General features: G+C 69.9%; 24 protein-coding genes. 17 read left to right on the forward strand and 7 right to left on the reverse strand.

Translation table 11 applies throughout. From position 1 onward, the window contains the following. Window positions 1-24: 24 nt before the first annotated feature. Window positions 25-801: an ectoine/hydroxyectoine ABC transporter ATP-binding protein EhuA gene (ehuA, locus tag J1C47_RS04690; protein ID WP_342591932.1), complete on the reverse strand. Its 777-nt coding sequence runs from the start codon at window positions 799-801 to the stop codon at window positions 25-27. A 151-nt stretch (window positions 802-952) separates the two neighbouring features. Beyond that, the gene (gene ehuR / locus J1C47_RS04695) at window positions 953-2,335 is read right to left on the reverse strand and encodes a MocR-like ectoine utilization transcription factor EhuR (RefSeq protein WP_207349567.1); all 1,383 of its coding nucleotides are present in this window, start codon (window positions 2,333-2,335) and stop codon (window positions 953-955) included. A 72-nt stretch (window positions 2,336-2,407) separates the two neighbouring features. Between ehuR and J1C47_RS04700 the strand changes: the two genes are divergently transcribed. From J1C47_RS04700 to J1C47_RS04780, 17 genes are all read left to right on the forward strand, one after another. After that, entirely contained in the window at window positions 2,408-2,866 is a 459-nt protein-coding gene (locus J1C47_RS04700) for an Lrp/AsnC family transcriptional regulator (protein ID WP_207349568.1), read from the forward strand. Window positions 2,867-3,305: 439 nt separating this feature from the next. Continuing rightward, the gene (locus J1C47_RS04705) at window positions 3,306-4,799 is read left to right on the forward strand and encodes an NAD-dependent succinate-semialdehyde dehydrogenase (RefSeq protein ID WP_207349569.1); all 1,494 of its coding nucleotides are present in this window, start codon (window positions 3,306-3,308) and stop codon (window positions 4,797-4,799) included. Between the two features lie 93 nt (window positions 4,800-4,892). Further along, window positions 4,893-6,275, forward strand: coding sequence for an aspartate aminotransferase family protein (locus J1C47_RS04710; RefSeq protein WP_207349570.1), 1,383 nt, complete (start codon window positions 4,893-4,895; stop codon window positions 6,273-6,275). 205 nt (window positions 6,276-6,480) lie between these two features. Next, window positions 6,481-6,669, forward strand: a complete 189-nt coding sequence (gene hemP, locus J1C47_RS04715) for a hemin uptake protein HemP (protein WP_207349571.1) — start codon at window positions 6,481-6,483, stop codon at window positions 6,667-6,669. A gap of 11 nt (window positions 6,670-6,680) precedes the next feature. Next, window positions 6,681-7,610 carry a heme/hemin ABC transporter substrate-binding protein gene (locus J1C47_RS04720; RefSeq protein WP_207349572.1) on the forward strand — a complete coding sequence of 310 codons (930 nt, stop codon included), beginning with the start codon at window positions 6,681-6,683 and terminating at the stop codon, window positions 7,608-7,610. After that, on the forward strand, window positions 7,607-8,692 hold the full coding sequence (locus J1C47_RS04725) for a FecCD family ABC transporter permease (RefSeq protein ID WP_207349573.1): 1,086 nt from the start codon (window positions 7,607-7,609) through the stop codon (window positions 8,690-8,692). Before J1C47_RS04720 ends, J1C47_RS04725 begins: the two co-directional genes overlap by 4 nt. Before the next feature lie 10 nt (window positions 8,693-8,702). Beyond that, on the forward strand, window positions 8,703-9,509 hold the full coding sequence (locus J1C47_RS04730) for a heme ABC transporter ATP-binding protein (protein ID WP_342591933.1): 807 nt from the start codon (window positions 8,703-8,705) through the stop codon (window positions 9,507-9,509). Between the two features lie 262 nt (window positions 9,510-9,771). Next, window positions 9,772-10,974: a transporter substrate-binding protein gene (locus tag J1C47_RS04735; RefSeq protein WP_207349575.1), complete on the forward strand. Its 1,203-nt coding sequence runs from the start codon at window positions 9,772-9,774 to the stop codon at window positions 10,972-10,974. Next, window positions 10,971-11,576, forward strand: coding sequence for an ANTAR domain-containing protein (locus J1C47_RS04740; protein WP_207349576.1), 606 nt, complete (start codon window positions 10,971-10,973; stop codon window positions 11,574-11,576). Before J1C47_RS04735 ends, J1C47_RS04740 begins: the two co-directional genes overlap by 4 nt. Continuing rightward, complete coding sequence (locus J1C47_RS04745) at window positions 11,554-12,465, forward strand: ABC transporter permease (RefSeq protein ID WP_207349577.1); 912 nt, start codon at window positions 11,554-11,556, stop codon at window positions 12,463-12,465. Before J1C47_RS04740 ends, J1C47_RS04745 begins: the two co-directional genes overlap by 23 nt. Continuing rightward, window positions 12,465-13,385, forward strand: coding sequence for an ABC transporter permease (locus J1C47_RS04750; protein WP_207349578.1), 921 nt, complete (start codon window positions 12,465-12,467; stop codon window positions 13,383-13,385). The genes J1C47_RS04745 and J1C47_RS04750 overlap by 1 nt, the downstream gene beginning before the upstream one ends. A 16-nt stretch (window positions 13,386-13,401) precedes the next feature. Next, window positions 13,402-15,084, forward strand: coding sequence for an ABC transporter substrate-binding protein (locus J1C47_RS04755; RefSeq protein ID WP_207349579.1), 1,683 nt, complete (start codon window positions 13,402-13,404; stop codon window positions 15,082-15,084). Continuing rightward, the gene (locus J1C47_RS04760; protein ID WP_207349580.1) at window positions 15,074-16,018 is read left to right on the forward strand and encodes an acetamidase/formamidase family protein; all 945 of its coding nucleotides are present in this window, start codon (window positions 15,074-15,076) and stop codon (window positions 16,016-16,018) included. The genes J1C47_RS04755 and J1C47_RS04760 overlap by 11 nt, the downstream gene beginning before the upstream one ends. A 364-nt stretch (window positions 16,019-16,382) precedes the next feature. Beyond that, entirely contained in the window at window positions 16,383-18,197 is a 1,815-nt protein-coding gene (locus J1C47_RS04765) for an ABC transporter ATP-binding protein (RefSeq protein WP_245396361.1), read from the forward strand. 205 nt (window positions 18,198-18,402) lie between these two features. Next, window positions 18,403-19,671 (forward strand): flavin-containing monooxygenase, encoded by a 1,269-nt coding sequence (locus J1C47_RS04770; RefSeq protein ID WP_207349581.1) that lies wholly within the window; start codon window positions 18,403-18,405, stop codon window positions 19,669-19,671. A gap of 108 nt (window positions 19,672-19,779) precedes the next feature. Beyond that, the gene (locus tag J1C47_RS04775) at window positions 19,780-20,196 is read left to right on the forward strand and encodes a RidA family protein (protein ID WP_207349582.1); all 417 of its coding nucleotides are present in this window, start codon (window positions 19,780-19,782) and stop codon (window positions 20,194-20,196) included. Window positions 20,197-20,200: 4 nt separating this feature from the next. After that, window positions 20,201-20,875 (forward strand): DUF1028 domain-containing protein, encoded by a 675-nt coding sequence (locus J1C47_RS04780; RefSeq protein WP_207349583.1) that lies wholly within the window; start codon window positions 20,201-20,203, stop codon window positions 20,873-20,875. A 94-nt stretch (window positions 20,876-20,969) separates the two neighbouring features. Here J1C47_RS04780 and J1C47_RS04785 read toward each other — a convergent pair whose 3' ends face one another. From J1C47_RS04785 to J1C47_RS04805, 5 genes are all read right to left on the reverse strand, one after another. Further along, window positions 20,970-22,010 (reverse strand): sulfate/molybdate ABC transporter ATP-binding protein, encoded by a 1,041-nt coding sequence (locus J1C47_RS04785; protein WP_207349584.1) that lies wholly within the window; start codon window positions 22,008-22,010, stop codon window positions 20,970-20,972. A 145-nt stretch (window positions 22,011-22,155) separates the two neighbouring features. After that, window positions 22,156-23,088, reverse strand: coding sequence for a sulfate ABC transporter permease subunit CysW (gene cysW, locus J1C47_RS04790; RefSeq protein ID WP_207349585.1), 933 nt, complete (start codon window positions 23,086-23,088; stop codon window positions 22,156-22,158). Continuing rightward, window positions 23,081-23,956 (reverse strand): sulfate ABC transporter permease subunit CysT, encoded by an 876-nt coding sequence (gene cysT / locus J1C47_RS04795; protein ID WP_207349586.1) that lies wholly within the window; start codon window positions 23,954-23,956, stop codon window positions 23,081-23,083. Before cysT ends, cysW begins: the two co-directional genes overlap by 8 nt. 7 nt (window positions 23,957-23,963) lie before the next feature. Next, a complete protein-coding gene (locus tag J1C47_RS04800) occupies window positions 23,964-24,971 on the reverse strand; it encodes a sulfate ABC transporter substrate-binding protein (RefSeq protein ID WP_207349587.1) in 1,008 nt (335 codons plus the stop codon). A 267-nt stretch (window positions 24,972-25,238) separates the two neighbouring features. Next, window positions 25,239-25,688 (reverse strand): RrF2 family transcriptional regulator, encoded by a 450-nt coding sequence (locus J1C47_RS04805; RefSeq protein WP_207349588.1) that lies wholly within the window; start codon window positions 25,686-25,688, stop codon window positions 25,239-25,241. Window positions 25,689-25,790 lie beyond the last annotated feature (102 nt).

Here is a 25,790-nt window from a genome sequence, read left to right on the forward strand (position 1 = left end):
GGCGCCGGCCGATGCGCTGATGCGCTAATGCGCGGCGAGCACCTTGCGCAGGAAGCTCTGGGTGCGCTCGTGGGTGGGATTGGTGAAGATCTCCGAGGGCGGGCCGTCCTCGATGATCCGGCCGGCGTCGAAGAACAGCACCCGGTCGGCGAAGTCGCGGGCGAAGTTCATCTCGTGGGTGACGAGCAGCATCGTCATGTCGGTCTCCTCGGCGAGCAGCCGCATGACGTTCAGGACTTCTTCGACGAGTTCCGGGTCGAGCGCCGACGTCACCTCGTCGAACAGCATGATCTTCGGCCGCAGCGCGCAGGCGCGGGCGATCGCCACGCGCTGCTTCTGGCCGCCGGAGAGCTGTGCCGGCATCGCTCCGGCCTTGTCGGCGAGGCCCACCATGTCGAGGAGTTCCATCGCCCGCGCCTCGGCGTCGGCCTTCGAGACCTTCTGGGTCAGGATCGGGGCGAGGGTGACGTTGTCGAGCACCGACTTGTGCGGGAAGAGATTGAAGTGCTGGAAGACCATGCCGATCTTGCGCCGCATCTCGTGCAGGTGCTTCTCGTTCGCCGGGACGAGGGTCTCGCCGCGGCGCATGTGGAAAAGCTGGTCGCCGTCGACGGTGATGTGCCCCTCCGAGGGGTGCTCCAGCGTCATCAGCATGCGCAGGATCGTGGTCTTGCCCGATCCGGACGGCCCGATCAGCGCCAGCTTCTCGCCCGGCTCGACCTGGAAGGTGAGGCCGTCCAGCACGGTGAGCGAGCCGAAGCGCTTGGTCACGGCGTTGAGGGTGATGATCGGCTCGGCCACGGGTCTCCTCGATCGGCGTTCGTCTGTCTCGGACGCCCTACGATGTGTCCCGGAAGCAAATCACGTCAATCTGTAAAATCAAATCATGACAATATTTCCATGACTGCATATCAATCGCGCAGCTCTGCTGCCCGGTCCGGCGCGTCGATGCCTAGATCGCGAGCAGCAGCGGCTCCGGCGCCGCGTGATAGAGCCCGGCGACGACGCGCAGCCCGGCCTTCAGCTCGGCCTCGCTGGCCGAGCCGACGGCGATGCGCACCGCCGGGTGCTCGTCGCGGCCGATCTGGAAGCTGCGGCCCGGCGCGAGCGCGACGCCGCGCAGCCGCGCCTGGGCGACGAAGACCTCCTCCTCGGTGCGGCTGCGCAGCGGCAGCCAGACGTGCAGCCCCATCGGATGGGCGCGGTGGTCGATCCCCGCCAGCATCTCGGCGACGGTCGCCTGGCGGCGCGCCAGCGCCTTGCGCTGCCAGCGGACGAGATCCATCGCCGTGCCGTCGCGCACCCAGCGCGAGGCGACCTCGGCAAGCAGCGGCGTCGCGATCCAGTGGCTGACGAGATGGCGGTTGGCGACGGCCGGCATCAGCCGGTCGGGCGCGACGAGATAGCCGGTGCGCAGCCCCGGCAGCACCGACTTGGTGAAGGTCGTCACATAGAGCGTGCGTTCCGGGGCGAGGGCCGCGACCGGCGGCGGCCGGTCTTCGATCAGCGGTCCCAGCGGATCGTTCTCGATGATCGACAGGGCGTTTTCGCGGGCGACCGCGATCAGCGCCTCGCGGCGGGCGAGCCCCATCATCGAGGCGGAGGGGTTGATCGGCGAAGGCTGCAGGAACACCGCCCGCACGTCCTCCTGCCGGCAGAGCGCCGCCAGCGCTTCCGGCACCATGCCCTCGTCGTCGATGGCGACGCCGGCCATCTTGAGGCCGAGATAGCTCGCCAGCGGCACCAGCGTGTGGTGGCCGAGGGTTTCGGTGGCGATCACCGTGCCGGTGCTCGCCGCGCTCATCATCGCCACGGTCATGCCGGCGGTCGCGCCGTTGGTCAGGATGACGTTGCCGGGCGACGCCTCGACGCCGCAGTGGCGCAGCCATTCGACCGCCACCGCGCGGTGACCCGGGAAGATCACGTTCGGCCGGAAGGAGAGGGCGGCGCTCGCCGGCAGGTCGACCGCCATCTCGGCGAGCACCGCCTTCATCCGGTCGAGATGCATGGTCTCGCAGACCGGCTTCAGGATCGACAGGTCGATGGTCTCGCCCGGCCGCTCCTCGAGATAGGGAACGTCGCTCGCCGGCTCCTGGCGCCGCACGAAGCTGCCGCGGCCGGTCTCGCCCGAGACGAGGCCGCGCCGGATCAGCTCCTCATAGGCCCGGCTGACCGTCTGGACCGAGATCTTCAACTCGTGGGCGAGAATGCGGTGCGGCGGCAGCTGCGCTCCGTTGGCGAGGCGGCCGTCGGCGATCGCCCGGGCGATCTGGTCGGCGAGCGACTGGTAGACGGGGCGCGAGAGGGCCGCGGGATCGAGAAAGGCCATTGTCATGAAAGCACTCTTTCGCAAATCATGTCATTCGGCAATATGGACGGCGACGCCGCCAGGGGGAACGCCAAGCCGATGCCGGATATCAAGCTCGACGCCATCGACCTGAAGATCCTCGCCGCCATCGAGAAGGAGGGTCGGATCACCAAGCTGAAGCTCGCCGAGACGGTGGGGCTTTCGCCGACGCCCTGCTGGATGCGGCTGAAGCGGCTGGAACGCACCGGCCTCGTCGCGGGCTATCATGCCCGGATCGAGTGGCGGCTCATCGCGCCGCAGACGACGGTGCTCGTCGAGATCACCCTCGGCCAGCACCGCCAGGCCGATTTCGACCGCTTCGAGCGGGTGGTGCGCGCGACGCCCGAGGTGGTCGCCTGCTGGTCCGTCGGCGGCGGCGTCGACTATCTCCTCAAGGTCGTCGCGCGGGACGTCGACGCCTATCAGCGGCTCGTCGACGGCTGGCTGCAGCGCGAGATCGGCATCGCCCGCTATTTCACCTACATCGTCACCCGCACGGTGAAGGAGGCCGAGGGGTGAGCGCGTTGGTCTCGCTGCCACGAGAGATCTTGCCCCCCAGCCAGGCCCGAATGCCACGAGATCGACACGTTCGGCAGAGGACAGCAGCGGCACTCCCGCCGTGCTTGGCCGGCGGATGAGAATTGACCGAAGCCATTGAAATTGCGTTGGCGTAAGCGGCTGTAAAATCTGACATCTTGGCGGTTCGGCCGGCTGTACACTGCAATCGTGGCAAGCGATCCGGCGAGATGTGCGAACGTCGTGGGCGGGCGGCGGCGAGTCGGAAAAAGAGCGCCCCGGAGAGAGACTCTCTCGCAAAGCCGTCGACTTCAGCCCGTTCGGACTGGCGCAAGCCCCTCTTCAGCCCATCCCTCTGCCGCGGAACCCGTAGGTTCACCCTCGTGCCGGCGACGTCCGCCGGCCTTCCGGTCGCCCTGCCGGAACAGCCAGGAGGTGATCCTTGAGCGCCGTCTTCGCCCGCAACGACTTTCACCCCGACCTCGACCGCCTCGCCGACCCGCGCCTCTTTCGCGAGCAGGCCTTCGTCGACGGCCGCTGGATCGCCGCTGCCGATCGCTCCACCTTTCCCGTGACCGACCCCGCCTCCGGCCTGACGCTCGCCCATGTCGCATCGCTCGACGCGGCCGGCGCTGAGGCGGCGATCGATGCGGCTCAGGCGGCCTTCGCCGGCTGGAAGGCGCTGCTGCCGCAACAGCGGGCGGCGGTGCTGCGGCGCTGGCACGCCGGGATCCTCGCGGCGAAACACGACCTTGCGCTCCTGATGGTTCTCGAACAGGGCAAGCCATTGTCGGAGGCGCTGGGCGAGATCGACTACGCCGCCTCCTTCGTCGACTATTACGCCGAAGAGGCGAAGCGCGTCTCGGTCGAGAGCGTCGCGAGCCATCTGCCCGATGCGGCAATGAGCGTTTCGCGCGTGCCGGTCGGCGTCGCCGGCCTGGTGACGCCATGGAACTTCCCCGCCGCCATGCTGACCCGAAAGGCCGCGGCAGCGCTCGCCGCCGGCTGCACCGTCGTCTCCCATCCTTCTGCCGAAACGCCGCTCTCGGCCCTCGCACTCGCCGAACTCGCCGACAGGGCGGGCTTTCCGGGCGGCGTCTTCAACGTCGTCACCGGCGATGCCGAGACCATCGTCGGGACGATGTGCGCCGATCGCCGCGTCCGGGCGATGAGCTTCACCGGCTCGACCGAGATCGGCCGGCTGATCGCCGCGCGTTCGGCGCCGACGGTCAAGCGCCTCGTCATGGAACTCGGCGGCCACGCCCCGCTGATCGTCTTTGCCGACGCCGATCTCGAACGGGCCGTCGACACCGCCATCGACGCCAAGTTCGCCACCTCCGGGCAGGACTGCCTCGCTGCCAACCGGATCTATGTCGAGCGGCCGGTCTATGCCGCCTTCGCCCGGCGCTTCGCCGAAAAGGCGGCGGCGCTTCGGGTCGGCAACGGCCTCGACGAGGCAACGCGGATCGGCCCGCTGATGCACGGGCGTGCCGTCGCCAAGGTCGAGGCGCAGGTCCGGGATGCGCTGGCGCGCGGCGCCCGGCTTCTGACCGGCGGCACCCGCCACGCGGCCGGGCCGCTGTTCTTCCGGCCGACGGTTCTCGCCGACGTGCCGGAGGCGGCGCTGATCATGCGCGAGGAGACCTTCGGGCCGGTCGCCGCCCTGACGCCCTTCGATGCCGAGGCCGAAGTCGTCGCCCGGGCGAACGATTGCGAATACGGCCTCGTCGCCTATGTCGTGACGAAGGACGGCGCGCGGGCCGCCCGGCTCGCCGCCGCGCTCGACTACGGCATGGTCGCCGTCAACCGCGTGAAGATCACCGGCGCGCCGATACCCTTCGGCGGAGTGAAGCAGTCGGGCCTCGGCCGCGAGGGCTCGCGCCACGGGCTCGAGGCCTTCACCGACGTCAAATATGTCTGCGCCGATCTTCGCTGATCCGGCCTTGCGACAGCGCCCCACCGCTTTTCCGGCGGGCGGCTGACCGTCCGACCCGCCTTTTCGAACCCTTGAGAGAAAGGAGCCGTCACCATGCTCGACGCCTCGAACGAACGCGAAGCCTTCGACCGCGATCACTTCTTCCATCCCTCGACGCATATGGGCCTTCACGCCCGCGGCGAGGCGCCGACGCGGGTGATCACCGGCGGGGAGGGCGTGCGCATCACCGATGCCTTGGGCCGCACCCATGTCGACGCCTTTGCGGGGCTCTACTGCGTCAATGTCGGTTACGGCCGCACCGAGGTGGCGGACGCCATCGCCCGGCAGGCGCATGAGCTCGCCTATTACCACGCCTATGTCGGCCACGGCACCGACGCCTCGATCCAACTCGCGAAGATGATCGTCGACCGGGCGCCGGACCACATGAGCCGGGTCTATTTCGGCCTGTCGGGATCGGACGCCAACGAGACCAACATCAAGCTGATCTGGTTCTACAACAACGTCCTCGGCCGGCCTGAGAAGAAGAAGATCATCTCGCGCTGGCGCGGCTATCACGGATCGGGCGTGATGACCGGCTCGCTGACCGGCCTGAAGCTCTTCCACGAGGCCTTCGACCTGCCGCGGGCGCCGATCCTCCACACCGTCTCGCCCTATTATTTCCGCCGCGAGGACCGCTCGATGAGCGAGGAGGAGTTCTCGCAGCATTGTGCCGACGAACTCGAGAGCCTGATCCTCGCGGAAGGGCCGGAGACGGTCGCCGCCTTCATCGGCGAGCCGGTGCTCGGCACCGGCGGCATCGTGCCGCCGCCGGCCGGCTACTGGCAGAAGATCCAGGCCGTGCTCGACAAATACGACGTGATGCTCGTCGCCGACGAGGTGGTGACCGGCTTCGGCCGGCTCGGCTCGATGTTCGGCTCGGACCACTACGGCATGAAGCCGGATCTCATCACCATCGCCAAGGGCCTCACCTCGGCCTATGCGCCGCTTTCCGGCTCGATCGTCTCGGAGCGGATGTGGGAGGGGCTGGTCAAGGGCGCCGACGATCTGGGCGCCTTCGGCCATGGCTGGACCTATTCGGCGCATCCGATCTGCGCGGCGGCGGGCGTCGCCAATCTGACGCTCATCGACGACTTGAACCTCGTCGAGAACGTCCGCGACGTCGGGCCGTACTTTCTGAACGGCCTGAAGCAGGCGCTCGAAGGCAAGGCGCATGTCGGCGAGGTTCGCGGCGAGGGGCTGCTCGCCGCCGTCGAATTCGTCGCCGACAAAGACGACCGGGCGTTCTTCGACCCCTCCCTCAAGGTCGGCGCCAGAATCGCCGCCGCGCTGTTCGAGCGCGGCGTCATCGGACGGGCGATGCCGGAGGGCGACATCCTCGGATTCGCGCCACCCTTCTGCCTGACCAGAGAGGATGCCGATCTGATCGTCGAAAAGACCGCCGAGGCCGTCGACGCGGTGATGGCGACGCTCGCCTGACGTCGCGACGCCGCATTCCGGAGCCGCAATGCTGCGGCAGCACCCTCGCGCCGGCCCCTCGTGGCCGGCGTTTCACGTTTGCGCCCCCATTCGAGCGATCCGCGGCAGAGACCGCAAGCGGACGATTGACCGCGGCCAATAATATGATAATGAAAATCAAGTTATAGAGCCTTGATTTCGTTGCATAATGTGGAGTGGTTCTAAAGTGCATGAGGATGAGGAATGGGTGAAGCCGCAGGGCCCGGCCCATGACGAGCCGGGCGTCGCCCCGCCGAGGCGCTCCGTCGCGGCGAGCGAGCTCTTCGGTGACGGCCACGAGGTGGAGATCCGTCTCGGCCCGGCAGTCTACCGCCTGCGCCTGACGAAATCCGGCAAACTCATCCTCAACAAATAGGGCACCTCTCGATGTCGAAGCGTTTCGATCGGAAACTCGCGCCGCGAAGCGCGCGGCTCGTCGCGGCCATGGCCCTGACCGCGGCCCTCCTGCCGTTCGCCGCCCCGCACGGGGCCGAAGCCGCGCAGGCGGGGCCGGCGGAGGCCGCCCATGCCGAGCGGATCGTCGCGGTCGGCGGCGCGGTCACGGAGACGCTCTACGCGCTTCACGCCGAAGACCGCATCGTCGCGGTCGACACCACCGCCGTCTATCCGCCTGAGGCCGCGGCAAAGCCGAGCGTCGGCTACATGCGGGCGCTGTCGGCCGAGGGCGTCCTCGCAATGTCGCCGGATCTCGTCCTTCTGGAGGAAGGCTCCGGCCCGCCGGCGGCGATCGATCTCCTGAAGGCCTCGGGCGTGACGATCGTCAACGTCCCCGCCGGGCACGGGGTCGAGGCGATCGGCAGGAAGATCGAGACGATCGCCGCGGCGGTCGGCAAGGAGACCGCCGGCGCGCATCTCGCCGAGACCGTCGAGGCGAAGCTCGGCCGGCTGGAAACGCGACTCTCCGAACTCGGTGAGCGCAAGCGCGTGCTCTTCGTCCTGTCGATCGTCGACGGGCGGCCGATGGCGGCGGGCTCCGGCACCGCGGCGGACGCGATGATCAGGCTCGCTGGGGGCACCAACGTCTTTGCCGAAGTCAAGGGATACAAGACCCTTTCGCCGGAAGCCGCCGCCGAGCTGGCGCCGGACGTCGTCCTGATGATGAGCGGCGCCGGCCCCGAACATGCGGCTGCCGATCCCTTCGCCTTGCCGGCCCTCGCCGCGACCCCGGCGGGCCGCGAAAAGGCACTGGTCAGGATGGATGCCGGCTATCTGCTCGGCTTCGGGCCGCGGACCGCCGATGCGGCGCGCGACCTTGCCGCGCGGCTCTATCCGGGCCGCATCGAGCCGGCGCCATGAGCGGGCGCGCCGGGGGGCTTGCCGCGGTGCGCCCGGCCGGGGACCGCCGCTTCGACGAGGCTGTCGCCCTCATCGTGCTCCTCGCCGGCGTCGTCCTCGTCGGCATCCTGGCGCTCGGCGTCGGCCCGTCGGGCCTTTCGCCGGCCCGCGTCCTCGACATCCTCCGGGCCGGGCCGCAGACGGCGGACTTTCCCTCCGGCGAGGTGATCATCGTCTGGCAGATCCGGCTGCCGCGCATCCTGATGGGAGCGCTGATCGGCGCGGTGCTGGCGCTTGCCGGGGCGGTCATGCAGGGGCTGTTCCGCAATCCGCTCGCCGATCCCGGCATCGTCGGCGTCTCTTCCGGTGCGGCGCTCGGCGCCGTGGCGATGATCGTGCTCGCCGGCGGTCCGCTCGCCGGGATCGCCGCGCTTCTCGGCAGCTACGCCCTGCCGCTCGCCGCCTTCTGCGGCGGCCTCGCCGCGACGTGTCTTCTCTATGCGATCGCGACGCGCGGCGGCATCACCTCCGTCGCGACCATGCTGCTCGCCGGCATCGCGATCGGCGCCTTCTCCGCGGCGATCATGGGCTTCCTGATCTTTTCCAGCAACGACACGCAGCTGCGCGACATCACCTTCTGGAGCCTCGGCGGCCTCGGCGGCGCGACCTGGCAGAAGCTGTTCGTCGCCGGGCCGGTCATGCTCGCCGTCGTCGCCGCGGCGCCGTTCCTCGCCCGGGGTCTCGATACGATGGTGCTCGGCGAGGCGGAGGCCTTCCACATGGGGCTGAAGGTCGAGCGGCTGAAGCGCCTGTCGATCTTCCTCGTCGCCGCCGCGACGGGGGCGGCGGTCGCCGTCTCCGGCATCATCGGCTTCGTCGGCATCGTCGTGCCGCATCTGCTGCGGCTCGCGGTCGGCGCCAATCACGGCTTCCTGCTGCCCGCCTCGGCGCTGGCCGGGGCGCTGCTGCTGATCCTCGCCGACATGGGAGCGCGCGTCCTCGTGGCGCCGGCCGAACTGCCGATCGGCATCATCACCGCCGCGCTGGGGGCGCCGTTCTTCCTCTGGCTGCTGCTGCGCCGCCGCGACCTGACGGGCTTTTGACGCGATGCCGGTGACGCTCGACCGCGTCGAGGTCGTGCTCGGCGCAAGGCGCATTCTCGGGCCGCTGTCGCTGTCGCTCCTGCCCGGCAGCCTGACCGTGGTCGTCGGCCCGAACGGCGCCGGCAAGTCGACCCTCGTGCGTGCGATCAGCGGCGAACGACCCGCGACGGGCGGAAGCGTCCGCCACGACGGCGCCGACGTCGCGGCCATGCCTGCGGCCCGGCTCGCCGGGTTGCGAGCCGTGCTGCCGCAGGCGAGCACCGTCGCCTTTCCGTTCACCGTCTACGAGATCGTCTCCCTCGGGCTTCGCATGCGCGCCGGCCTGTCGCCGGCCGGCCGCCGCCGGGCCGTCGCCGCCGCGCTCGCCGCGGTCGATCTCGAGGACTTCGGCGCGCGGCTCTATCCGGAGCTGTCGGGCGGCGAGCAGCAGCGGGTGCAGCTTGCCCGCGTCCTCTGCCAGGTCGGCGATGCCGTCGGCGAGGCGGGGCCGAAGCTGCTCATCCTCGACGAGCCGACGGCCAGCCTCGACGTGCGCCATCAGCTCGACGTCCTGTCGATCGCAAAAGATTTCGCCGAGGCCGGCGGCGTCGCGCTCGCGGTCCTCCACGACCTCAACCTCGCGGCGGGCTTCGCCGACCGGATGCTGGTCCTCGACCGGGGCCGCCTCGCCGCCGACGACGCGCCGGACCGGGTGCTTTCGAGCGGCGTCCTCACCCAGGTTTTCGGCGTCGCGATGACCGTCCTGTCGCCGCAGGGCTGGCCGCGGCCGGCGATCCTGCCGGATCTTTCCGCCTGCCGAAGCGCCCCGCGCGGGTGACGCCTGGCCTGCGGCCGGCCGCCAGTTCCAGCCGCGGCGGGCGCGAATGACGCAGGCGTGTGCGGCCGCATTTGGTCAAATTCTGCCCAATCCTTGCGCAGTCTGCCGGTCTGCCCATCACGCTTGACACCCCCGTTCGCGCTGTTACGGTTGCCCCACATACCGGCCATGACCGCCGGACGGCATTCGAGCCCCGTTAGACGCGATCCCGGCCTTTGCGGATCCCGTCGGCGGGGCTTTCGTCTTTCTGGGAAGTCTCTCCTTGGCGAAGCGACACGTCGAAATCGGCATCCTGTTCTCGCGGAGCGGCAACTACCACCTGCTCTCCGAGGCGTGCCGTGCCGGCGCGATGCTGGCGATCGCCACCGTCAATGCCGACAAGGACGCCGCCGTCGAATTTGAGCCCGTCGAGCGCGACCCGGAGGGCCAGATCGACCGCTACGCCCCGCTCTGCGAGGAGATCACCCGCGGCGGCGCCCGCCATGTCGTCGGCTGCGTCACCTCCTGGAGCCGCAAGGAGGTGATCCCGGTCCTCGAAAAAACCGGCGCGACGCTCTGGTATCCCTGTCCCTACGAGGGGTTCGAGGCGAACGAACACGTCGTCTACATGCACGCCTCGCCGAACCAGCATCTCGTGCCGCTCTTTGCCCATGTGTTGCCGCGCTACGGCCGGAACGCCTGCCTCGTCGGCTCGAACTACATCTGGGGCTGGGAGACCAACCGCGTCGCCCGCGACCTCGTCCAGGACGCCGGCGGGCAGGTGCTCGCCGAGCGCTACCTGCCGCTCGGCGACACCGACGTCTCCCGCCTCGTCGCCGAAATCCGCGCGGTCAGGCCGAGCTTCGTCCTCAATCACCTGATCGGCCCGTCCTCCTACGCCTTCCTCGCCGCGCTCGGGGAACTGGCGAAGCAGGATCCGGCCTTCTCGCCGGAGCGCTGCCCGGTGCTCTCCTGCAACCTGACGGAGATCGAACTGCCGGCGATCGGCCCGGCGAGCGAGGGGCTCGTCGCCGTCGGCCCGTGGTTCCTCGGGGCCGGGGAGCCCTGGCCGTGGAAGGCACTCGAGGCACTGGAGGCGCCGGAGGCGCCGGAGGCAGCCGGGAGCGTCGCCGTTCCGGCGCAGCCCTCGTCCTTCTTCGTCGCGGCGTTTTCCTCCGTCCTCGTCCTCGCCGATCTCCTCGGGGCAAAAGAGCGCGGGGCGGAAGAGGGCGGGACAACGGAGGGCCCCCGGCCGGGTACCGCGCCGCTCGCCTTCGCCGGCCGCAGCTTTTCGACCCCCTTCGGCGAGATCGCCATCGATCCCCAGACCCAGCATGCCAGCCTGCCGGTGAGGATCGGCAGGGTCAGCGGCGGCCGCTTCGCCATCGTCGAGGCGTCGCAGGGCCGGGTCGATCCGGACCCCTATCTGTCGCGCTACGATCCGGCCAAGGTCTTCGGCCGGCCGGCCCTCAGGGCGGTCTCGTGACCCGCCGCGCCCGCATCCCCAATCTCGGCGGCGCGAGGGCCTTCGTCCTGCACCGTCCGCACCAGACGACGACGGCGCTCGCCCGCCAGCTGGCCGCGATCGGCCTCGACGCGGTGGAATGCTGGCCGGAGCTTCCGGCCGACGCGCTCGCCGCCGACTTCGTCTTCTTCGACGCCGACATGGGCTACGACGCGCAGTTTCCCTGGCGCCCGGGCGAGGCGCCGATGCCGCTGATCGCGCTGATCGGCTCGGAGGCGCCCGGCCGCATCGAATGGGCGCTCGCCCAGGGCGCCGACAGCCATCTCGTCAAGCCGGTCGGCAATTCCGGCATCTATACGGCGCTGCTCATCGCCCGCCAGGGCTTCGAGGCCCGCCGGAGCCTCGCAGGCGAGGTGCGCGCGCTGAAGGCGAGGGTCGCCGAGCGCCAGACCGTCGTCAGGGCCGTGGTGGCGCTTGCCGGCAGCGGCGTCGGCGAGGAGCGCGCCTATCAGCAGCTGAGGGCCCTCGCCATGAGCTGGCAGCTCACCGTCGAGGAGGCGGCCCGCAAGGTGCTCGAGCTCGAAGAAAAGGGAGGGCGGGATGAGCGGCCAGCTCGTGGTTGAGACCGCCCCGGCGAACGAAGCGGGGGCGCCGAGGCGCCGGCGCGGCGTCTTCTCCCGGCTGCTCGGCCGGCCGCTGGCGCTGATCGGCCTTGCCGTCATCCTCCTCACCGTCTGCGGCGCGGTCTTCGCGCCGTATCTGACGCCTTTCGATCCGAACGACCAGATGTTCGACGGCCTCAGCCTCGAAGGCGCGCCGATGCCGCCCGGCGGCAAGTTCCTGCTCGGCACCGACCTTCTCGGCCGCGATCTGCTGACGCGCATCCTCTACGGCGCGCGCACCTCGCTGGTCATCGGCATCGTCGCCAACGGCGTCGCGCTTTTCATCGGCTCGCTGGTCGGCATCACCGCCGGCTTCTTCCGCGGCTGGATCGGCACCGTCCTGATGCGTTTCACCGATCTGATGATGGCGTTTCCGGCGCTGCTTCTCGCGATCTGCCTCGCCGCCGTGCTCTCGCCGAGCCTGTGGATCGTCGCGCTCGTCATCGCGCTGGTGAACTGGGTGCAGACGGCGCGCGTCGTCTATACCGAGACCTCCTCGCTGGCGCGGCGCGAATTCGTCGAGGCCGAGCGCTCGATCGGCGCGTCGACGCCCCGCATCCTGTTCCGCCACATCCTGCCGCACCTCCTTCCGACGATCATCGTCTGGGGCACGCTCGGCATCTCGACGACGGTGCTGCTCGAGGCGACGCTCTCCTATCTCGGCGTCGGCGTGCAGCCGCCGACCGCCTCCTGGGGCAACATCATCTTCGAAAACCAGACCTACTTCCAGGCGGCGCCGTGGCTGGTGTTCTTCCCCGGCGCCGCGATCCTCGCCCTGGCGCTTGCCTTCAACCTCGTCGGCGACGCGATGCGCGACATCCTCGACCCCACCCAGCGGGGGCGCTTGTGATGGCAGCCTACCTCCTGCGCCGTCTCGTTCAGGCCGTGCTGATCCTCTTTGGCGTCTCGCTGATCACCTTCGCGCTGCTCTACGTCCTGCCGGCCGATCCGGTGCGCCAGATCGCCGGCCGCGCGGCCAGCGCCCAGACCGTCGAGAACATCCGCCACCAGCTCGGCCTCGACCAGCCCTTCGTCGTCCAGTACGGCCGCTACCTCCTCGGCCTCGTCCAGGGCGATCTCGGCCGCTCCTACCTGCAGCGCACCGACGTTTCGACGCTGATCGCCGCGCGCCTGCCGGCGAGCCTGCTCCTGATGGTCGGGGCGATCGTCTGCGAACTGGCGCTCGGCCTCACCATGGGGCTGGTCGCGGCGCTGAAGCGCGGCACGGCGCTCGACCAGGCGCTGATGGTCGGCTCCTTCGTCGGGGTCTCGGCGCCGCAGTTCGTCGTCGGCCTGCTGCTCCTCTACGTCTTCGCCGTCCGGCTCTCCTGGTTTCCGATCGGCGGCTACGGCTCGTTCTCCCACCTCGTCCTGCCCTCGGTCACGCTCGGCATCCTCGGCGCCGGCTGGTACTCGCGGATGATGCGCTCGGCGATGGTCGACGTGCTCCGCCAGGACTTCATCCGCACCGCCCGGGCCAAGGGGCTGAAGCGCGCCACCGTGCTGTTCCGCCACGCCCTGCCCAACGCGATCCTGCCGGTGATCGCGATGATCGGCATCGACATCGGCCTGTTCATGTCGGGCATCGTCGTCGTCGAGAGCGTCTTCGGCTGGCCGGGCATCGGCCAGCTCGCCTGGCAGGCGATCCAGCGCGTCGACATCCCGATCATCATGGGCGTCACGCTGGTCTCGGCCTGCGCCATCGTCCTCGGCAACCTCCTCGCCGACCTCGTCACCCCCTTCATCGATCCCCGCATCAAGCTCCAGTGAAGAAGGATTTTCGCCGATGAGAGCATTCCTCGCCTCGACCGTCGCCGCCTCGGCGCTGACGCTCGCGCTCCTCGCCGCCCCCGCGGCCTTCGCCGAGGACAAGGCCGCGGCCGCTTCGGCGCAGGCCGGCGAATACACGCCGGACCCTGACGCCAAGGAGGGCGGCGCCATCGTCGTCACCTACAAGGACGACGTCTCCACCCTCGATCCGGCGATCGGCTACGACTGGCAGAACTGGTCGATGATCAAGAGCCTGTTCGACGCGATGATGGACTACGTTCCCGGCACGACGGAGCTGCGCCCCGCGCTCGCCGAGAGCTACGACATTTCCGACGACGGGACCGTCTTCACCTTCCACCTCAGGAAGGGCGTCAAGTTCCACAACGGCCGCGAGATGACCGCCGACGACGTCAAATATTCGCTCGACAGGGTCACCAATCCGAAGACCCAGTCGCCGGGCGCCGGCTTCTTCGGCTCGATCAAGGGCTATGACGACGTGGCTTCCGGCAAGGCCGACCATCTCGCCGGCGTCGAGGTCGTCGATCCCTCGACGGTGAAGATCACCCTGTCGCGGCCGGACGCGACCTTCCTGCACGTGATGGCGCTGAACTTCGCCTCGGTCGTGCCGCACGAGGCGGTCGAGAAGTGGGGCGCCGACTTCGGCCACCATCCGGTCGGCACCGGCGCCTTCAAGCTCGCCGACTGGACCATCGGCCAGCAGCTGGTGTTCCAGAAGAACGCGGACTACTGGCGCGACGGTGTGCCCTATCTCGACAAGATCACCTTCGAGATCGGCCAGGAGCCGATCGTCGCGCTGCTCCGGCTGCAGAAGGGCGAGGTCGACATTCCCGGCGACGGCATTCCGCCGGCGAAGTTCCGCGAGGTGATGAGCGATCCCGAGCAGAAGGCGCGCGTCGTCGAGGGCGGCCAGCTCCAGACCGGCTACATCACCATGAACGTGACGATGCCGCCCTTCGACAAGAAGGAGGTTCGCCAGGCGGTGAATATGGCGATCAACAAGGATCGCATCGTCCAGATGATCAACAACCGGGCGATCCCGGCGAACCAGCCGCTGCCGCCCTCGATGCCGGGCTACGACAAAAGCTTCGAGGGCTACCAGTACGACCCCGACAAGGCCAAAGAGATGCTGGCGGATGCCGGCTTCGCGGACGGGTTCGAGACCGAGCTCTACGTCATGAACACCGATCCGAATCCGCGCATCGCCCAGGCGATCCAGCAGGATCTCGCCGGGATCGGCATCAAGGCCGACATCAAGGCGCTCGCCCAGGCGAACGTCATCGCCGCCGGCGGCGCCAAGGACGAGGCGCCGATGATCTGGTCCGGCGGCATGGCCTGGATCGCCGACTTCCCCGATCCGTCGAACTTCTACGGCCCGATTCTCGGCTGCGCCGGCGCGACGCCCGGCGGCTGGAACTGGTCGTGGTACTGCAACGAGGATCTCGACAAGGAGGCCGCCAAGGCCGATTCCATCGTCGATCCGGCGAAGAAGGACGAACGCGACAAGATGTGGAGCGACGTCTACGGCAAGGTGATGGCCGACGCGCCCTGGGTGCCGGTCTTCAACGAGCAGCGCTTCACCATGAAGTCCAAGCGCATGGGCGGCGCCGACGACCTTTATGTCGATCCCGTCCACATCCCGATCAACTACGACTACGTGTATGTGACCGATGTGCAGTAACTGCGACTATACGATCCATTCGCGCCACCACCATTTCGGCTGGGACAACACGTTCCAGCCGGCGGAGAAGGTGGCCCCCGGCTCCACCGTCGCGTTCGAATGCATGGACTCCTCGGCCGGACAGCTGACGCCGGATTCCACCGTCGCCGACGTCGGGGCGATGGACTTCGGCAAGATCAACCCGGTCACCGGGCCGATCTATATCGACGGCGCCGAGCCGGGCGACGCGCTGAAGGTGACGATCGAAGGCTTCACGCCGTCGGGCTTCGGCTGGACGGCGAACATCCCCGGCTTCGGGCTGCTTGCCGACGACTTCAAGGAACCGGCGCTGACGCTCTGGAAATACGACCCGGACAGCCTCGAGCCGGCGCTGTTCGGCAAGACCGGGCGGGTGCCGCTGAAGCCGTTCTGCGGCACGATCGGCGTCGCCCCGGCCGAGCCCGGCCATCACTCGGTCGTCCCGCCGCGGCGGGTCGGCGGCAATCTCGACATCCGCGACCTTGCGGCCGGCACGGTGCTCTACCTGCCGGTCGAGGTTGCCGGTGCGCTGTTCTCGGTGGGCGACACCCATGCCGCCCAGGGCGACGGCGAGGTCTGCGGCACGGCGATCGAGAGCCCGATGACCACGGTGCTCACCTTCGATCTCGTCAAGCAGGCCAATCTGAAGATGCCGCGCTTCACGACGCCGGGGCCGGTGACGCGCCACCTCGACGCCAAGGGCTACGAGGTGACGACGGGCATCGGGCCGGACCTGATGACCGGCGCGAAGGAGGCCGTCTCCCAGATGGTCGACCTCCTCGCCGGGCGATACCAGCTCGATCCCGTCGACGCCTACATGCTGGTCTCGACCTGCGGCGACCTCAGGATCTCGGAGATCGTCGACATGCCGAACTGGGTGGTGTCGTTCTACTTCCCGCGCTGCGTCTTCGAATGATCGGCGAAAGACGAAGTGGGATGAGGGCGGCCTGCTTCGGCAATGCTGCGGCTGTCGCTGCCGTACCCCCCTCTGTCCTCCTGAGCCATTGTCGAAGGGCGGACATCTCCCCCGCAAGGGGGGAGATCACGCGCGACGATGGTGGCGCGATATATGCGACGTCGAAGAGAGGCGGCAGCCAAAGCGACTGGCCGATCTCCCCCCTTGCGGGGGAGATGCCCGGCAGGGCAGAGGGGGGTCGTGGCGTCGACCTCAGCAATCGCCCTTGCGATAACGCACACGCAGCCAGCGTTCGAGACAGCCTCCCGTCATCTTGGGCCGCCCGCAAAGTGTCAAAGGCGGCCACCCTTTGCCCGGCGATGCGATGAGCCTCATTCCCACCATGACACGCGCGCCGCGGCGCGCTCTGCCGGCCAGGAGCGACGCGGTGCTCGCCGTCGACGGGCTCACCGTCGTCGTCGCCGGCGAGGACGGGCCGCGGCCGGTGGTCTCGAACCTCTCGTTCCAGCTCATGCGCGGCGAGACGCTGTGCATCGCCGGCGAATCCGGCTCCGGCAAGTCGATGACCGCGCTGGCGATCATGGGCCTCCTGCCGAAGCCGGGAGCGAAGATCGCCGGCGGCTCGATCCGGCTCGGGGGCAGCGAGCTCACAGACCTTTCCGAAGGCGGGATGCGGGCGGTCCGCGGCAGCCGCGTCGCGATGATCTTCCAGGAGCCGATGACCTCGCTGAACCCGGTGCTGACCATCGGCCGGCAGCTGACGGAGGCGATCATGGCGCACGAGCCGGTGGGCCGGGGCGAGGCGAAGCGGCGCGCCGTCGCGGCGCTCGACGCCGTGCGCATCCCGGAGGCGGCGAGCCGCATGGGCCAGCATCCGCACGAACTCTCGGGCGGCATGCGCCAGCGGGTGATGATCGCGATGGCGCTGGCGCTCCGCCCGGACGTCCTCATCGCCGACGAGCCGACGACGGCGCTCGACGTGACGGTGCAGGGCGAGGTGCTGGAACTCCTGCGCGACCTGCAGCGCGATCTCGGCACGGCGGTGATCCTGATCACCCACGACATGGGCGTCGTCGCCGAGATGGCTGCCCGGGTCGTCGTCATGCGCCATGGCCGAATGGTCGAGAGCGGCGCCGCGGCGACGATCTTTTCCAACCCGCGCGAGGCCTATACGCGCGAACTCCTCGCCGCGGTGCCGCGGATCGGCGAAGGCGCCGGCCGCGTCGCGACGCGGTTGCGGGAACTGCCGGCGGCCGGGGCCGCGCGGCCGGTGCCGGTCGTCGAAGTCGCCGACCTCGCCGTCCGCTTCGACCTTCACGGCGGCCTCCTCGGCCGGGTCGACCGCCGCGTCCACGCCGTCGAGGGCGTCAGCTTTTCCGTCGGCGACCGCGAGACCCTGTCGCTGGTCGGCGAGAGCGGCTGCGGCAAGTCGACGACGGCGAAAGCCATCGCCGGCCTCGTCCCCTATGAGGGCGACATCCTGGTCGGCGGGCGCAACATCGCCGGCCTGCCGAGGTCCGAGGCGAAGGCGCTGCGCCGCGACGTGCAGATGATCTTCCAGGACCCCTACGCCTCGCTCGACCCGCGCATGAGCGTCGGCGATCTCGTCGCCGAGCCGATGCTGATCCACGGCGTCGCCTCGGGCGCCGAGCGGCGCGAGCGCGTCGCCGGCCTGTTCGAGCGCGTCGGCCTGTCGCCGGCGGATACGGGCAAGTATCCGCACGAATTCTCCGGTGGCCAGCGCCAGCGCATCTGCATCGCCCGGGCGCTGGCGCTGCGCCCGAAGCTGATCATCGCCGACGAGAGCGTTTCGGCGCTCGACGTCTCGGTGCAGGCGCGGGTGCTGGAGCTGTTGCGCGAGCTGCAGGCCGAGTTCGGCATCGCCTTCCTGTTCATCTCGCACGACATGGCGGTCGTCGAGAACATCTCCGACCGCGTCGCGGTGATGTATCTCGGCCAGATTGTCGAAACCGGGACCCGCGACCAGATCTTCACCGATCCGAAGCATCCCTACACCCAGCGGCTGATCGCGGCGGTGCCGGTGCCCGATCCGTCGCGGAAGCGCCACGCCTTCCCGCGGCTCGACCAGGACATTCCGAGCCCGGTGCGCCGGGTCGGCGACGAACCGGCGCGGCTCAAGCTGCGCGATCTCGGCGGCGGCCACCTCGTCGCGGCCTGAGGCGCGGCGCGCGATCCGGGTGGCCGCGCGGCCGGTGCCCCGCGACCGCGCAGGGCCGCCCCCGGCCGCCCCGGCCGCCCCAGGGCCGCGATGAGCCCGAAAATCGGTATCGCTTTCCGGCCGGCAGGGTGCGAAGTAACGAGCAGGAAGCCGACATGGGTCCGGCCGGCGCCCGGCGCCGCCCACCCGGCAGGAGGACGATCGGATGTCCGTCGAGACGATCGACACGCTGGTGATCGGCGCGGGCCAGGCGGGCATCGCGACGAGCGAACATCTCGGCCGGGCCGGCGTGCCGCATCTCGTCCTCGAACGCGCGCGGATCGCCGAGCGCTGGCGCTCGGAGCGCTGGGATAGCCTCGTCGCCAACGGGCCGGCCTGGCACGACCGCTTTCCGGGCATGGCCTTCGACGGGCTCGATCCGGACGCCTTCGCGCCGAAGGAGGCGGTCGCCGACTATTTCGTCGCCTATGCCGAAAGGATCGGCGCGCCGGTCCGCTGCGGTGTCGCGGTGACGGCGGTGCGGCGCGAGCCGGGCCGGCCGGGCTTTCTCGTCGAGACCGCCTCCGGGAGCTACCGCGCCGACAACGTCGTGGCGGCGACCGGGCCGTTCCAGCGCCCGGTCATCCCGGAGATCGCCGCCGGTCTGCCGGGCGTCCTGCAGATCCACTCCAGCGGCTATCGCAACCCCGACCAGCTTCCGGCCGGCGCCGTCCTCGTCGTCGGCGCCGGTTCCTCCGGCGTCCAGATCGCCGAGGAGCTCTGCCGCGCCGGCCGGCGGGTCTATCTGTCGGTCGGGCCGCACGAGCGTCCGCCCCGCGCCTATCGCGGCCGCGACTTCGTCTGGTGGCTCGGCGTCCTCGGCAAGTGGGACGCCCAGACCCCGGAGGCGGGCGCCGAACACGTGACCATCGCCGTCAGCGGCGCCCGGGGCGGCCGCACCATCGACTTTCGCCGCCTTGCCGCGGAGGGGATCACGCTGGTCGGCCGCACCGAGACGGTTCGAGACGGTGTCGCCGGCTTCGCCCCCGACCTTTGCGAGACCATCGCCCGGGGCGACGCCAGCCATGCCGCGCTTCTCGACGAGGCGGACGCCTATGTCGTGCGCTACGGCCTCGACCTTCCCGAAGAGCCGGAGGCCCGCAGGATCGAGGCGGATCCGGCGTCTCTGACCGATCCTATCCGTGACCTCGATCTCGCCGCCGCCGGCGTCTCCGCGATCGTCTGGGCGACGGGATACGCGCCCGACTACGGCTGGCTCCATCTCGACGCCTTCGACGCGGCCGGGCGGCCGCGGCACCGGCGCGGCGTCTCGCCGGAGCCGGGGCTCTATTTCGTCGGCCTGCCCTGGCTGTCGCGCCGTGGCTCGAGCTTCATCTGGGGCGTCTGGCACGATGCGCGCTTCGTCGCCGACCACATCGCGACGCGGCGAAGCTATCGCCTCTACAGCCCGTCGAGCGGACGCCCCGACGGCTGACGGCAGGCCCGGCGCGGCGGGCTCCGCCCGCCGGCGCCACGGATTTCTTCACGCCAGGGGCGGGGCCGGCGGGCTTGCCCGCCCGCTTCGAGGACAGGACGGCACATCATGGCTCACACCCGCATCCGCAAGTTCAACACCCGGGACACCTATCCGGAGCAGAATCTCGACAACGATCTCTGTCAGGCGGTGGTGACGCAGGGCGGCAAGACCGTCTGGCTGCGCGGCCAATGCCCGCAGAATCTCGACGACGCAGTCAATCTCGACAGCCACGATCCGGTGGCCCAGACCCACAAGGTGATGCAGAACATCCGGCAGCTGATCGAGGAGGCCGGCGGCGGCATGGAGCACCTGGTCAAGGTGGTCGTCTATCTGACGGACGTGCGCCACCGCGAGGCGGTCTACCGCACGATGGGCGAATACATCAAAGGCGTCCATCCGGTCTCGACCGGCCTCGTCGTCAGCGCGCTCGCCCGTCCGGAATGGCTGGTCGAGATCGACGCGACCGCCGTCATCCCGGAGTGAGCCGATGACCTTCTCGCTCGTCGCGCGCTGCGCCGAGACCGGCATGTTCGGCGTCGCGGTCTCCTCCTCCTCGCCCGCCGTCGGGGCGCGGTGCGTCTATGCCCGGGCGGGCGTCGGCGCGGTCGCCTCGCAGAACGTCACCGACCCGACGCTCGGGCCGCTGGTGCTCGACGCGATGCAGCGCGGCGCCAGCGCCGCAGAGGCGGTGGAAGAGGCGAAGCGGCGCGGCCGCTTCATCGAATACCGGCAGTTGCTCGTCGTCGACGCAAAGGGCCGCGCGGCGATCCATTCCGGTCCGCATGCCCTCGGCGTCTTTGCCGAGGCAAGCGCCGAGAACGTCGCCTCGGGCGGCAATCTCCTCGCCGATGCCGGGGTGCCGGAGGCGATCGTCGCGGCCTTCCTCGCCTCCGCCGGCCATCTCGGCGACCGGCTGATCGCGGCGATGCGGGCGGGGCTTGCCGCAGGCGGCGAGGCCGGGCCGGTGCATTCGGCCGCGATGCGCCTCGTCGACGCGGTCGCCTGGCCGGTGGCGGATCTGCGCTGTGACTGGACGGAGGACTGCCCGATCGAGGCGCTCGCCGGGCTCTGGACGATCTACCGGCCGCAGATGGACGCCTATGTCACGCGCGCCCTCGATCCGCGCGCGGCACCCTCCTACGGCGTGCCGGGCGACGAGTAGCGCGGGGCGCCTGCCGCGTGAGACGCCGGTCCGGCGGGGCCGGCCCGAAAGCCGCCGCGGCTCCGCCCCGGATGGCCGAAGACGGCCGCGCCGCTCAGCCGGCGGGATAGATCTGCCAGCGCAGCGGGCGGAAGGCCTGCACCGGCTCGGGGCAAATCGGCGTCGACGCCGGCACCGCGACTTCCAGGCGCTCGCCCTTGTCGCCGACCTCGAGCTCGATCATCCGGGCGCCGCCGTGGCGCCGCACGGCGGCGATGCGGCCGGCGATCGCGCCCGCCGACTGGGCGGTGAGCTCCAGGTCGTGCGGGCGCAGCAGCATGCGCGCCGGGCCGTCCGGCAGGCCGGCGGCGAGCGGGCCGAGGCTGCGGCGGCCGAGAAAGACCTCGCCGCGGTCGACGGTGACCGACAGTGCGCTCGAATCGCCGATGAAGCCGTGGACGAAGGCCGAGGCCGGCCGGTCGTAGATCTCGTCGGGCGCGCCCACCTGCTCGATGCGGCCCTGGCCCATCACCACCACCCGGTCGGACATCTCCATCGCCTCCTCCTGGTCGTGGGTGACGAAGACCGTCGTGTGGCCGGTGCGCTCGTGCAGTTCGCGCAGCCAGCGCCGCAGCTCCTTGCGGACCTTGGCGTCGAGGGCGCCGAAGGGCTCGTCGAGGAGAAGCACCTGCGGCTCGATGGCGAGCGCCCGCGCGAGCGCGACGCGCTGGCGCTGGCCGCCGGAGAGCTGGTGGGGGAAGCGGTTGCCGATCTGCGGGAGCTGGACGAGTTCCAGCAGTTCGGCGGCGCGGCGCCGGATCACATCCTCCGGCGGGCGGGTCGCCCGGTCGCGGACCCTCAGGCCGAAGGCGATGTTGTCGGCGACGCTCATGTGGCGGAACAGCGCGTAATGCTGGAACACGAAGCCGACGTTTCGCTCGCGCACGCTCTTCTGCGAGGCGTCCTCGGCGCCGAAGAACACCGCGCCCGAGGTCGGAAATTCCAGGCCGGCGATGAGCCGCAGCAGCGTCGTCTTGCCGGAGCCGGACGGGCCGAGAAGGGCGAGGAGCTCGCCGGAGGCGATGTCGAGCGAGACGCCGTGCAGCGCCGGGTAGCGATCGAATTCCTTGCGGAGCCTGCGGATGCTGATGTCCATGGACTGTCTCCGGAGCGGATCGGGTTAAAGTTGGATGGGCCGTCATACGAGATCCGCTCGATCAGAGCCGGTCTCGTATCAAGCCCGCGCGGTGAATGAGCGTCGTTGTTTCCGGCATCACGAAAGTGATCTGCCGGAAACCGTGTCAGTGGCCGCGGCGGGGCTTCAGCCCGCCGCCGTGCCGCCATTCGAGCAGGCTCTTCAGGAGCAGCGTCGCGAGGGCGAGGAGGGCGAGCAGCGAGGCGACGGCGAAGGCGGCCGGAAAGGCGTATTCGTTGTAGAGGATCTCGACATGCAGCGGCATCGTGTCGGTGACGCCGCGGATGTGGCCCGAGACCACCGAGACCGCGCCGAACTCGCCCATCGCCCGGGCGTTGCAGAGGAGCACGCCGTAGAGCAGCGCCCAGCGGACGTTGGGCAGCGTCACCAGGCGGAACGCCTGGAGGCCGCTCGCCCCGAGCGAGATCGCCGCCTCCTCGTCGCCGGTTCCCTGTTCCTGCATCAGCGGGATCAGCTCGCGGGCGACGAAGGGGAAGGTGACGAAGATCGTCGCCAGCGCGATGCCCGGAACGGCGAAGACGACGTCGATGCCGTGGTCGGAGAGCCAGGGGCCGAGAGCGCCCTGGCTGCCGAAGATGAGCACGAAGACGAGGCCCGCGACCACCGGCGAGACCGAGAACGGCAGATCGATGAGAGTGATCAGGAAGCTCTTGCCGACGAAGTCGAACTTGGCGATCGCCCAGGCGGCGCAGAGGCCGAAGACGAGATTGGCCGGCACCGCGATCGCCGAGACGAGGAGCGTCAGCCGGATCGCCGCCAGTGCGTCGGGATCGGCGAGCGCGGCGAGATAGACCCCGACGCCGCCCTTCAGGGCCTCGACGAAGACGAGGACCAGCGGCAGCACCAGGACGAAGCCGAGAAAGGCGAGGGCGGCGGCGATGAGCAGCCGGCGGACGGCCGGCCGCTCGCCGGTCGGCGCCTGCCAGCGGCGCCTTGCGGGATCGCGCGCTTCGAGGCCGCTTTTCGCCGGGCGATCGAGGGGAGCCGCGGATGCCACGGGTTCGACGTTTCTACGCATGGCGCCCGAGCCTCCGGCGGCCGACCGCCTGGATCAGGTTGATCGTCAGGAGCATGAGGAAGGCGATTCCCAGCATCTCGGCGGCGAGCGCCGTCGCCGCGGCGTAGTCGTATTCTTCGAGCCTGATGACGATGAGCAGCGGTGCGATCTCGGAGACGTAGGGAATGTTGCCGGCGATGAAGATCACCGAGCCGTATTCGCCGACCGCCCGGGCCAGCGCCAGCGCGAAGCCGGTGAGGATCGACGGCAGCAGCGCCGGCAGGACGACCCGGAACACCGTCTGCCGGCGCGAGGCCCCGAGCGTCGCCGCCGCCTCCTCGACGTCGCGGTCGAGGTCGCGCAGCACCGGTTCGACGGTGCGCACCACGAAAGGCAGGCCGACGAAGGTGAGCGCCGCGACGACGCCGAGTGGCGTATAGGCGATCTTCAGCCCGAGCGGCGCAAGATACTGGCCGACCCAGCCGTTCGGGGCATAGAGCGCCGTCAGCGCGATGCCGGCGACGGCGGTCGGCAGCGCGAAGGGCAGGTCGATGACGGCGTCCACGACCCGCCGGAGCGGGAAGTCGTATCGCACCAGCACCCAGGCGACCAGGACGCCGAAGACGGCGTTGATGCTCGCCGCGGCGAGCGCGGCGAGGAAGGAAAGCCGCAGCGCCGCCAGCGTGCGCGGGTCCGTGGCCAGCGCGGCGAAGTCGGAAATGCCGAGGCCCGCCGCCTTCGCCACCAGCGCGCCGAGCGGCACCAGCACCACGGCCGACAGATAGAGGAGGGTGAAGCCGAGCGTCAGGCCGAAACCCGGCAGCACGCTCGGCTGGCGCAGGCGCGGCAGCGTGCCGGCGGCAAAGCGCGGGAGGAGGGCGGCGGTCATCGCGGCCTCACTCGCCGGGTTTCATGATCTGGTCGAAGACGCCGCCGTCGCCGAAGAAGCGCGGCTGCGCCTTCGCCCAGCCGCCGAAGTCGGCGACGGTGACGAGGTCGAGCCTGGCGAAGCGCTTCAGGTCTTCCGGCGCGGCGTCCTCGGGGTGGGACGGCCGGAAGTAGTGCTTTGCCGCGAGCGCCTGGCCGGCGGGCGCGTAGAGAAAGTCGAGATAGGCCCGGGCCGCCTCCTCGGTGCCCTTCCTGCCGGCATTGCCGGGAACCAGCGCGACCGGCGGTTCGGCCTTGATCGAGAGGGACGGCGTGACGATGTCGAAGCCGTCGGGGCCGAGCTGCTCCAGCGCGAGATAGGCTTCGTTCTCCCAGCCGACGAGCACGTCGCCGATGCCGCGCTGGACGAAGGTCGTCGTCGCGCCGCGTGCGCCGGTGTCGAGAACCGGGGCGTTGCGGTAGATGCGGGCGACGAAGTCCTGCACCTTCGCTTCGTCGCCGCCGAACTTCTTCTCGCCATAGGCCCAGGCGGCGAGGAAGTTCCAGCGCGCCCCGCCGGAGGTCTTGGGGTTCGGCGTGACGACGGCGACGCCCTCCCTGGCAAGATCGTCCCAGTCCCGGATGTTCTTCGGATTGCCCTTGCGCACCAGGAAGACGATGGTCGACGTGTAGGGGCAGCTGTTGTCCGGCAGCATGCCCTGCCAGTCGGCGGGGATCCTGCCCGTCGCCCTGGCGATGGCGTCGATGTCGGCGGCGAGCGCCAGCGTCACCACGTCGGCGTCGAGCCCGTCGACGACGGCGCGGGCCTGAGCGCCCGAACCGCCATGCGACATGCGGATCGCCACCGGAGGATGACCCTCGGCCTGCCATTTCGCAGCGAAGGCCGTATTGAAGTCCCGATAGAATTCCCGCGTCGGATCGTAGGAGACGTTGAGCAGTGTCTCGGACCGGGCCGTCCCTGCGGCGAGGATCGAGACGGCGGCCGCGAAAAGGGCGGCCTTCACGGAATTGCGCATGAAACCCTCATTTGTCGACCGAGATAGTCGGGTATTAATCTCGATTAAACCGATAGGGTTTGTCAATAGGGATCGTTTCGGAGCGATGACGCGGTGGCGGGACAGGAGGCGCGGCACCGCATCGCGTGCCATGGCGCCGCCGCCGGGCGGCGAGACAGGCAAGCCACGCCGCAGCCTCGCGCGCCGGTTCACCGGCCGGTGACGAGCCATAGGGATGGCGGCAGTTGTCGGGTGCAACGTCCGCCGGAAGGGCGGCGCCGTCTACGGTCAGGCCTCGGCCTCGGCGACGGCCGCCGCCGCCCGGCCCTGCTGGGCGAGGGCGTCGGCGATGGTCGTGCGGTCGAGCACGTCGCGGGCCGACTGGGCGACCTGGGCGAAGACGCGGCGGATCTCGCACGCCGACTCGCTGCGGCAATCGGCGCAGCGGCGATAGGCGATGCGGCTGAGGCAGGGCAGCGGCGCGATCGGCCCGTCGATGAGGCGCAGCACCTCGCCGAAGGTGATCGCGTCGGCAGGCTTCAGCAGATAATAGCCGCCGAGCTTGCCGCGCCGGCTGTGGACGATGCCGACGCGCTTCAGGTCGAGCAGGATCTGTTCGAGGAATTTCCGCGGGATCGTCTGGCTTTCGGCGATCTCGGCGGTGACCAGCCCGGCGTCGCCGGCGCGGGCGAGGGCGATGAGGGCCCGCAGCGCGTATTTGGCTTTCTGGCTGATCATGCCGGCGATTGATCCGATACTCGATGTCGTTTCGGGAGATAGGCGATTTGCCGCGAGCATGCCACCCGTGGCGACGCTTCAGGTCGGATCGCCCGAGCGGCT

The sequence above is a fragment of the Jiella sonneratiae genome (assembly GCF_017353515.1).
Classification (GTDB): Bacteria; Pseudomonadota; Alphaproteobacteria; order Rhizobiales; family Rhizobiaceae; genus Jiella; species Jiella sonneratiae.

Coding starts and splice junctions, on each gene's coding strand:
- J1C47_RS04765 (WP_245396361.1), top strand. CDS start 16,383: ATGAGCCTCATTCCCACCATGACACGCGCGCCGCGGCGCGCTCTGCCG.
- J1C47_RS04755 (WP_207349579.1), top strand. CDS start 13,402: ATGAGAGCATTCCTCGCCTCGACCGTCGCCGCCTCGGCGCTGACGCTC.
- J1C47_RS04725 (WP_207349573.1), top strand. CDS start 7,607: ATGAGCGGGCGCGCCGGGGGGCTTGCCGCGGTGCGCCCGGCCGGGGAC.
- J1C47_RS04710 (WP_207349570.1), top strand. CDS start 4,893: ATGCTCGACGCCTCGAACGAACGCGAAGCCTTCGACCGCGATCACTTC.
- J1C47_RS04805 (WP_207349588.1), bottom strand. CDS start 25,688: ATGATCAGCCAGAAAGCCAAATACGCGCTGCGGGCCCTCATCGCCCTC.
- J1C47_RS04750 (WP_207349578.1), top strand. CDS start 12,465: ATGGCAGCCTACCTCCTGCGCCGTCTCGTTCAGGCCGTGCTGATCCTC.
- ehuR (WP_207349567.1), bottom strand. CDS start 2,335: ATGACAATGGCCTTTCTCGATCCCGCGGCCCTCTCGCGCCCCGTCTAC.
- cysW (WP_207349585.1), bottom strand. CDS start 23,088: ATGCGTAGAAACGTCGAACCCGTGGCATCCGCGGCTCCCCTCGATCGC.
- J1C47_RS04760 (WP_207349580.1), top strand. CDS start 15,074: ATGTGCAGTAACTGCGACTATACGATCCATTCGCGCCACCACCATTTC.
- J1C47_RS04700 (WP_207349568.1), top strand. CDS start 2,408: ATGCCGGATATCAAGCTCGACGCCATCGACCTGAAGATCCTCGCCGCC.
- J1C47_RS04780 (WP_207349583.1), top strand. CDS start 20,201: ATGACCTTCTCGCTCGTCGCGCGCTGCGCCGAGACCGGCATGTTCGGC.
- J1C47_RS04785 (WP_207349584.1), bottom strand. CDS start 22,010: ATGGACATCAGCATCCGCAGGCTCCGCAAGGAATTCGATCGCTACCCG.
- cysT (WP_207349586.1), bottom strand. CDS start 23,956: ATGACCGCCGCCCTCCTCCCGCGCTTTGCCGCCGGCACGCTGCCGCGC.
- J1C47_RS04800 (WP_207349587.1), bottom strand. CDS start 24,971: ATGCGCAATTCCGTGAAGGCCGCCCTTTTCGCGGCCGCCGTCTCGATC.
- J1C47_RS04770 (WP_207349581.1), top strand. CDS start 18,403: ATGTCCGTCGAGACGATCGACACGCTGGTGATCGGCGCGGGCCAGGCG.
- J1C47_RS04720 (WP_207349572.1), top strand. CDS start 6,681: ATGTCGAAGCGTTTCGATCGGAAACTCGCGCCGCGAAGCGCGCGGCTC.
- J1C47_RS04775 (WP_207349582.1), top strand. CDS start 19,780: ATGGCTCACACCCGCATCCGCAAGTTCAACACCCGGGACACCTATCCG.
- J1C47_RS04745 (WP_207349577.1), top strand. CDS start 11,554: ATGAGCGGCCAGCTCGTGGTTGAGACCGCCCCGGCGAACGAAGCGGGG.